The organism is Actinomadura kijaniata NBRC 14229 (assembly GCF_001552175.1).
GTDB lineage: Bacteria > Actinomycetota > Actinomycetes > Streptosporangiales > Streptosporangiaceae > Spirillospora > Spirillospora kijaniata.
The window spans coordinates 75820-83165 of the sequence record NZ_BCQR01000032.1; the positions used below are offsets into that span (position 1 = coordinate 75820).

The 7346-nt window shown below is 72.7% G+C and carries 7 protein-coding genes; 1 reads left to right on the forward strand and 6 read right to left on the reverse strand.

Annotated elements, in window-relative coordinates:
• Positions 1–7: 7 nt before the first annotated feature.
• Genes AKI01S_RS11935 through AKI01S_RS11945 form a run of 3 tightly spaced genes read right to left on the reverse strand, consistent with a single transcriptional unit; the run spans position 8 to position 2545 of the window.
• Entirely contained in the window at positions 8–469 is a 462-nt protein-coding gene (locus tag AKI01S_RS11935) for an SgcJ/EcaC family oxidoreductase (protein WP_067815098.1), read from the reverse strand.
• A gap of 37 nt (positions 470–506) precedes the next feature.
• On the reverse strand, positions 507–1688 hold the full coding sequence (locus AKI01S_RS11940) for an acyl-CoA dehydrogenase family protein (RefSeq protein ID WP_067815143.1): 1182 nt from the start codon (positions 1686–1688) through the stop codon (positions 507–509).
• 53 nt (positions 1689–1741) lie between these two features.
• Positions 1742–2545: a TIGR03084 family metal-binding protein gene (locus AKI01S_RS11945; RefSeq protein ID WP_067815101.1), complete on the reverse strand. Its 804-nt coding sequence runs from the start codon at positions 2543–2545 to the stop codon at positions 1742–1744.
• 442 nt (positions 2546–2987) lie between these two features.
• Between AKI01S_RS11945 and AKI01S_RS11950 the strand changes: the two genes are divergently transcribed.
• The gene (locus AKI01S_RS11950) at positions 2988–3632 is read left to right on the forward strand and encodes a ScbR family autoregulator-binding transcription factor (RefSeq protein ID WP_067815104.1); all 645 of its coding nucleotides are present in this window, start codon (positions 2988–2990) and stop codon (positions 3630–3632) included.
• Positions 3633–3744: 112 nt separating this feature from the next.
• Here AKI01S_RS11950 and AKI01S_RS11955 read toward each other — a convergent pair whose 3' ends face one another.
• The 3 genes from AKI01S_RS11955 to AKI01S_RS11965 are packed head-to-tail and all read right to left on the reverse strand — an operon-like array spanning position 3745 to position 7008.
• Positions 3745–4806 carry a carboxymuconolactone decarboxylase family protein gene (locus tag AKI01S_RS11955; RefSeq protein ID WP_067815107.1) on the reverse strand — a complete coding sequence of 354 codons (1062 nt, stop codon included), beginning with the start codon at positions 4804–4806 and terminating at the stop codon, positions 3745–3747.
• A gap of 7 nt (positions 4807–4813) precedes the next feature.
• Positions 4814–6481 carry an FAD-dependent oxidoreductase gene (locus AKI01S_RS11960; RefSeq protein WP_067815110.1) on the reverse strand — a complete coding sequence of 556 codons (1668 nt, stop codon included), beginning with the start codon at positions 6479–6481 and terminating at the stop codon, positions 4814–4816.
• On the reverse strand, positions 6478–7008 hold the full coding sequence (locus tag AKI01S_RS11965) for a DUF5987 family protein (protein WP_245681585.1): 531 nt from the start codon (positions 7006–7008) through the stop codon (positions 6478–6480). The genes AKI01S_RS11960 and AKI01S_RS11965 overlap by 4 nt, the downstream gene beginning before the upstream one ends.
• Positions 7009–7346 lie beyond the last annotated feature (338 nt).

Below are 7346 nucleotides of genomic sequence, written 5' to 3' on the forward strand. Positions count from 1 at the left end.
GAGGGGTTCACGTGTGGGAGGACGCCCCCGGGGTGGGGAGGCTCTGGACGGCCGGGCTGTTCTGGTAGGCCGCCAGCCGCCATTCCCCGTCCCGCTTGACGCACAGCCAGGACGCCCGGATGGCCTGCTCGTCGGAGACCTCGGACTCACCGGCCGCCAGCACGCCGCCCTGCGTGAGCAGCAGCGCCACGTCCGGCGCGAGGAACCTCAGGTCCACCGGCCTGCCGGTCACCTGGGTGCCCTTGTAGGTGGTCTCGAACGCGTCCTTCATGTGGGCGCGGATCTCGTCGGGGCCCTTCTTGAACAGGCCGGGCAGGATCATGGTCCCGTCCTCGGTGAAGACCCCCGCGAAGCTGTCGGCGTCCTGGTAGGCCCAGGCCGCGACGACGCGCTGGGTGAGGGCCGCGACGGCGGCCTGGTCGGCGGCGGCCGGCCCGCCGGCCGGCGTCTTCGGGGTGGAGGTGCTCATCGTCTTCCTTTCCTCGACGGCCGATCGGGGCGGCGCGTCAGATGTAGGGCGTGTTGGGCTCCAGCCCGCTGAGGACCCGCCCGTAGAGCTCGGTGTTGGTGGCCGGGTTCATCAGGGCGTGCAGGTTGACCGCTTGGACGTCGCGCGCGATCCGCTGGATCGGCACGTCGGTGTAGATGGAGGACCCGCCGCTGGCGGAGGCGAGGATGTCCACGGCCCCCTTCGCCAGCCGGCTCACCGCGCCCAGGTCGGCGCGGGCGCGGGCGCGCTCCTCCAGCTTCCACGGGGTGCCCTCCTCGCCCTTGGCGTCGACCGACGCGGCGAGGCGCAGGGCGTGGAACTCCGCCTCGTCGATCTTCAGCGACGCCTCGCCGAGCTGCAGGTGGGTCACCGGCGCCTCGCGCTGGCTCTCGTAGGCCGTGTAGGTGATCTTCCGGTTGGGCAGGCGCTTGAGGAACGTCTCCCTCATCCCCCTGGCCAGGCCGAGCAGGGTCCCCACCGACGACGCGGCCGCGACCGGCAGCAGCGGGACCCGGTAGATCGGGCTGGCGGCGTTCTCGCTCGACGCGCCCTGCCCCTGGAGCACCGCGGGCAGCGGCAGGATCCGTTCCTGCGGCACGAACAGGTCCTTGGCGACCGTGCTGACGCTTCCGGTGCCCTGCAGGCCGGAGGTGTGCCAGTCGTCCACGATCAGCAGGTCCGACATCGGGACCAGGCCCATGACGGGATAGGGCTCCCCCTCGTCGGGCGTCAGGATCGCGATGATCTCCTGCCAGTGCGCGTGGTGGGCGCCGCTGATGAACCCCCACTTGCCGGTGACCACGACGCCGCCCTCGACCGGGCGGGCGATCGCGCCGGGGCTCAGCGTCCCGCACACGCGCACGTCCGGGGTGGAGAACACCTCGTCCTGCACGGCGTCGGGGAACAGGCAGGCCATCCAGCCCGGGATCCAGTACACCGACGCCACCCAGGAGGCCGAGCCGTCGCCCCGTCCCAGTTCCGCGGCGACCTCCACCAGCGTGCGGGTGTCGCACTCGTAGCCGCCGTAGCGGGCCGGCGCCCTCAGCCTGAAGACGCCGGCGTCCGCCAGCGCCTCGATCGTCTCGTCGTGCAGCCGCCGGTTCTTCTCCGACCATGCGGCGTGCGCCCGCAGCGTCGGCGCCACCCGGGCCGCCCGGCTGACCAGTTGCTCTCGCGTCGGAACCTGTGTGGTCGACACCATTTCCTCCGTAGCCGATGGGTGGGGGCCGCGCGCGGCCCGTTCCGGCGTGGTCAGCGCGGCAGGTCCGCGAACTGGCCGGGGGTCCGGCCCGGACCGGCCGGGCCGCGGTACGCCTGGGCGATGTCGAGCCAGCGGTCGGCCTCGGCGCCGGTCGCCACCAGGTCCAGGTCGGCGCGGTGCCGCCGCCGGGTCGCCAGCAGGCAGAGGTCCATGGCCGAACCGGTGATCCTCTGGTCGGAGTCGGCCGGGCCGTACTCCCAGGACTCCCCCGAGGGGGCGGTGATCTCGAAGCGGAACTCCTGCTCCGGCGGGGTCAGCCCGCGCGCCTGGTACCCGAAGTCCCTGACCAGCACGGTGAACAGGACCAGGTGCCGGAGCCGGTCGGTCGGCCGCCGGGGCACGCGCAGGGCGTCGGCGATGTCCTGCCCGTGCCCGAACAGCTCCATGATCCCCGCGCAGGCCAGGACCGCCGCCGGCAGCGGCCGGACGAGCCAGGGCACCGTCTGGTCGGCCGGGACGGCGGCGAGCGCCTTGACCGCCGCCGCGCGCTCGGCCCGCCAGCGGGCCAGCAGCTCCTGTGGCGAGTCGTCGCGGTAGTCGGCGAGCGCGGCGTTCACCGCGCCGTTGAAGTCGTCCTGGGCTCCGGCGACCAGGTGCTGGAAGCCCTCCGGGTCGGACGCCGCCGTTCCCGCCAGGCGGAAGATGAACGTCAGGTGGGCGATCTGATCGAAGATCGTCCAGCCCGGCGCGGGCGTGGGCGTCGACCACCGGGAGGGGGCGAGATCGGCCACCAACCGGTCCACGTCGTCGCCTTCGGCGGCCAGGTCGTCGAATACGTTCTGCGATTCTGTCATGCAGCCGTCTCCTATCTTGGGGACGAAAGTGGAGCGGTCGGCATTTCACGCTCCACCAAGACTGCAACAGGGAATACCGCGCGGTCATCTTCGGTCGTGCCATTGCTGTCGCGACTTCGCCGCCGGGGCGCCCGCCCGGGCGGCGGGACCATGAATCGCCTGACCTGCGCGCATGCGGCCACGGCCCACACGGTGACGTTTCCGGGGCCGGGCGCGGAGCGCGCACCGGAGGGCGCGGCGGCCTCCCGGAGCGCTCCCCCGGCGGGCGGCGGCGCGGTGCCGGCCTCGACGCACCCTTCCGCGCGCCGGACCTGCCATTAGTTCGTGAACGGCAATGAAATTGCATGGTCAGAGCGATGTCAACTCATCGGAGAGCAATTGTGGTAATCGCAGTCAAGGTCATGTTACAATCGCCCGACCCCCGCCTGAAAGGTGCTGAACATTGCAGGAGAGAGCGGCCCTGACCCGACGCATCATCCTGAATGCAGCCGCCGAGACTTTCGAGGAGCGCGGATACGAGGGAACGAGCATCCGCGACATAGCAGAGAGCCGCAACATGAGCAAGGGAGCGGTTTACTTCCATTTCTCCAGCAAGGAGGACCTCGCGCTGGCCGTCATCAACGAACAGCGCTTCCTGTGGCCGGACCTGGTCAACGAGCTGCGCGGCCTCCACCCCCGGGCGATGAGCCTGCTCCTGGCGCTGACCTCGCAGGTCGCCGACGTCTTCCTGGACAACGTCCTCGTCCGCGCGAGCCTGCGCCTGGCGTTCGAGACCTGCGACAAGATGAGCCCCTGGGTCCCGTCCCTGCTGGTCGACTGGGCCGACATCATCGACCGGCTGCTGTCGGAAGCCCAGGAGGCGGGAGACGTCCTGCCGGAGGTGGACACCAGGTACGCCGCCGAGTTCATCGTGGGCTCGTTCGCCGGATGCCAGCGGATCTCCGAGATCGAGACCGGCCGCGCGGACCTGCGCTGGCGCGTCACGATGATGTGGCACCACCTGCTGCCGACCCTGGTCACCGAGGAGTGCCTGGCCGACATGGAGCCGGTCCTCCGCAGCATGGGCCAGCGCGCGTACACGGCCTGAACGACACGAGGCCGCCGGCGGGCGGCGGGCCGCGTGCGGCCACGGCACGGCGCGACCGGCCGTGACCTGGCAGCCCGCGCTCTCCGCCCGCCGTCGCGACGGCCCATCCCCCTCACCCGGCCGCCAGGGCGCCCACCCGCCGGGACGCGGTGAAGGCCGCCCAGGAGACCAGCTCCACCAGCGGAGCGTCCCCGGGGCGGTCCTTCCTGCAGTCCTCGATGACCGAGCGGTCGACCTGGTAGGACGCCATGGCCGTCAGCAGGGCCAGGCGGCCGGCGGGCCGGTCGGAGGCGGGCAGGCCGGCGAGCGCGCTCTCGGTCCAGGAGCGGCTGAGACCGGGCGGCCGCCCGTTCCATCCGGCCAGTTCCGCGCGGACCATCTCCCGGACCGGGGCCGGGACCGAGCGTTCGGCCGCCGCGTCGATGGCCGCGGCGGCGCGCGCGAACGCGTCCGCGACGACCGGCGCCCCGTCCGCCCAGCCCATGTCGCCGGGCGGCGGCGCGGCGGGCAGCAGGTGCAGCGACCGTCCCGGCGCGCGGTGGCGCAGGGAGTTCGGCCGCAGGCAGCGGCCGACCAGCCGCATCATGCCGCCGCGCGCCCGCGCCGGCAGGCCGGGCGGGAAGGGGGACTCCTCCAGGAACACGTTGACCACGCGGTTGAGGTAGTGGAAGACCACCGCCACCCCGACGAGCTCGGACGCCTGGTCGGCCGGGAAGGGGGCCGGGCGCTCGCCGCCCGCCTCCCCCGTCCCCAGGTCCCGCGCCCAGGCGGCCACCGCACGGATGCGCGGGTCCGCGACCGATTCCAGCCGCCCTTCGGCGATGGCGGCGGCGTCGCGCCCGTGCACCAGCCCGTACAGCGTCATGCCGTGCACGTCCGCGCAGTACCGGCAGCTGTTGCCGAGCGACACCGCCGCAGCGACGGTCTCCTTCACCGCCCGGTCCGCCCGCCCGGAGGCGACCAGGGTCTCCCGCAGGGTCATCCAGGCCGCCGCGAGCACGTCCGGCGCGGGGGAATGCAGGGTGACCGGAGGGGCGAGGATCCCGAAGTCCCGCTCCACCTGGGCGTAGATCTCCGCGACCCGGCCCCGCGCGGCCTCGTGGCGCACCGCCGAGACGTGCCTGACCTGCCCCTGCGCCCCGCGCCGCGTGACCCGTGCGAAAGCTCCGGCCATGGCGGGCTCACCCGGCCCGACGGCCCTGCACGAGCCCGGCCACCAGCGGTGCCGTCTCGCGGCGGGCGCTGGTGGCGCCGTCGGGAGAGGGCGCTCCGTACTTGACCGGGACGCCGCGTTCCCGGGCCGCCCGCACGATGCCGGGCATCGCGCGCTCGGCGAGCGCGGCGATGGTCATCGCGGGGTTGACGGTGAGGGCGCCGGGCACGGCCGAGCCGTCGGTGACGAAGATGCCGGGATGGCCCCGCAGCTCGTGGCGGTCGTCGAGGGCGGAGGTGGCCGGGTCGTCGCCGATGCGGCAGGACGCCAGCGGATGCACCGTGTAGGCGCCCACCACGTCGTTCGTCCACGGCCGCACCCTGCCGATGCCGTCGCGCTCGATGATGTCGCGCACCAGGTCGTCGGCCTCGGTCCAACCGCGCAGGGTGTTGGCGGTCGGGTGGTAGCGGAGGTTCCCGCGTCCGAGCATCTGCTGCGAGATGCGCATGGCGTTCCCGGTCGCCGGGGGCGGGCCGAACACCCCCTCGTTGTCGTCCTCCGACATGATGAAGATGGTCAGCCACGACTGCCAGCGCTTGAGCATCTCCTTCTTCTCCGCGCCGAACCAGGTGGGCCCGGTCGCGTCGGGCGCCTGGGCCAGGATGGTGCCGAGGCCGGGCGGGAAGTACAGCTGTTCCAGCGAGAACCGGGAGTGCTCGGGCAGCGCCCCGTCCAGCCGGTCCCAGTTCGCCACCACCGGTCCGCGCCCGATCTGGTTGGCGGCGTAGGCCAGGCCGCCGTCCCGTTCCAGGCCCAGCACCTCGCGCACCCGGTCCTCGTCGATCACGGCAGTGTTGAGCCGTTCGCCGTTGCCCGAGAAGTAACGCCCCACGGCGTGCGGCATCCTGCCGAGGGAGGGCTCGGAACGCTGGAGGATGACCGGCGTGGCGCCGGCGCCCGCCGCCAGCACGATGATCTTGGCGTCGATCGTCCCGCCGCCGGTGTGGATGCGGTAGTCCTCGTCGTCGATGACGTTGTAGTGCACGCGGTAGCCGCCGTCGTCGGTGCGCGAGATGTGCTGCACCTCGTGCAGCGGCCGGATCTGCGCGCCGTGGGCGAGGGCCGCCGGCAGGTAGTTGGTCAGCAGGGACCGCTTGGCGTCGAAGCGGCATCCGGCCATCATCCAGTTGCAGTTGGTGCACTTGTCGTTGTCGACGGCGACCGGAACCGGGTTGGCCGTGTGGCCCGAGCGGGCGCACAGCGCCGCCCACAGCCCGCCGGCGTAGGTGACGTCGTCCCAGTCCTGCCTGGTGACCGGCATCGCCTCGGCCACCCGGTCGTACCACGGTTCGAGGGCGTCCCGCGACAGGGCCTTGGGCCACATGCGCCGCCCGACGCTGCCCGTGCGCTCGAAGACGAAACGCGGCGCCCGGGGCATCGCGGCGAAGTAGACGACGCTGCCGCCTCCGACGCAGTTGCCGCCGAGGACGCTCATGCCGTCCCCCACCACGAAGTCGAAGATCCGCGTGTAGGACGAGCCGAGCTTGAAGTCGTGGTCGAAGTCCTTGCTCTCCAGCCACGGGCCGCGTTCCAGCACCACGACGCGCGCGCCGCCCGCCGCGAGGTGGTAGGCCGCGATCGCGCCGCCGAACCCGCTGCCGATCACAAGGACGTCGGTGCTCTCGAAACTGGTCACGCGGGGCTCCCGGACGGTGTGGTGTGGGGGTGGAGTTCGGCCAGCGGCCGCCCGTAGCCGTACTGCGGGAAGCGCCACAGGCCGTCGGCGTCCGGCTTGGCCAGGCCCATCGCCTCGATGCCGGGATGTCCCTCGGCGATCGCGTCGAGCGTGTGCATGTGCGCGCCGGTGTCGAAGGCCATGTTGCTGAACAGCGCGATGCTGACCCAGACCTCCTTCTCCGGATGCCCCGGCGCGGTGAGCGCCCGCGTCAGCGCGGTCCGCTCGGAGAACGGCAGCGCGACGAACGGCGGGACGTCCGCGTCCAGGGTCAGTCCGCACCACTCCGCATGGGCCCGCGCGTGCTCGTTCAGCATGCGCGCCAGGGTGTCCAGGCTGTCGGACACCCCCGCCGCCGACCACTCCAGCAGTTCCAGGGCCCCCGCGGCGACGGCGCCGGGGCCGACCGCCGCGCCGGCCACCGACCGGTCTCCGGGCCAGCGTTTCTCGCCGGGCACGATCGTGTCGGCGAAGGCCTCGATCGTCACTTTCCGCGTTTCTTCTTCGGCTGCGGCGTCCACTGGCATCCGCGACACCTCCTGTTGTCGGCAGGGAAAACGGAATCGACCTACAGAAAGACCGATGGACGACCGGGCTCGGTGACGGCGGAGCGTCCAGGGACCGGAAGCCGCCGCGACCACTCCGCGGCGGTCGAGCGGACCGGAGGCGGAATCGCCTTGACGTCTTCCCGGAATTCATGATTGGCCCGCGCGCTGCACAAAGCATCTCTGAGCGTGCCGTGGCGAATCCGGCGGGCGGCCGCGGGAGGGGGCCGACGGCGTCGGGCGGGGGGCGGACGGCCCGGCGGCGGGCCCGCGAGCGCCCG